The following is a 541-nucleotide window of genomic DNA, read 5'->3' as shown; positions in this document are numbered from 1 at the left end:
TCGACGCCGCCGAACATCTGCAGCGGATAGGATTGGAACAGCAGTGGATTGCCGGAAACAACGATATAGACAATACCCGCAAGGCAAAGGCATAGGCCGATGGGCACGCCAACCAGCATAATGGCAACGAAGGCGGCAGAGGTGATCATCAGTTGATCCCGCTGCTGACGGTGGCGTGGAACCCCGAAAAGGCGCTTCTGTCAGCAACGCCGAGGTCTTCCAGTGTGTTGGCCAGGCCGTGCAGCGTCATTGAGACGGCAAAGATAGGCAGGACCAGATACACGATCCAGCTTGGCCAGTTGAGTGTTTGAGTGCGTTCCGTATAAAGGAAGTTGAAAGTCTCGCCCGCATAACCCTTCGCGTCGAACCCAGCGGAGGCGATGCCAATCGGGTCCATCCACAGCCAGCACATCGTCGCGAGACCGAGGCCGAAACTAACAACCGCCAACGTGGAGATGATCCGCGCTATCTGCTGTCCACGCGCAGAGAGCCGCTCGGTGAGCATTGTCACAGCAAAGTCCAGCCGAAGCCGCGTCATCGC

General features: G+C 58.0%; 1 protein-coding gene and 1 pseudogene. Both read right to left on the bottom strand.

Annotation, left to right across the window (positions count from 1 at the left end; translation table 11 throughout):
* A pseudogene (locus JQC81_RS33725) lies at positions 1 to 149 on the bottom strand (C4-dicarboxylate ABC transporter permease); the annotation flags it as partial.
* The coding region (locus JQC81_RS32690) for a TRAP transporter small permease (RefSeq protein WP_203275905.1) at positions 149 to 541 on the bottom strand (393 nt) is incomplete at its 5' end. The pseudogene JQC81_RS33725 and the gene JQC81_RS32690, both read right to left, overlap by 1 nt.

The sequence above is a fragment of the Microvirga arabica genome, from assembly GCF_016811235.1.
In the GTDB taxonomy this organism is placed as follows: domain Bacteria; phylum Pseudomonadota; class Alphaproteobacteria; order Rhizobiales; family Beijerinckiaceae; genus Microvirga; species Microvirga arabica.
Note: the sequence above shows the minus strand (reverse complement) of the source record. Positions and strands in the feature narration are given on the sequence as shown.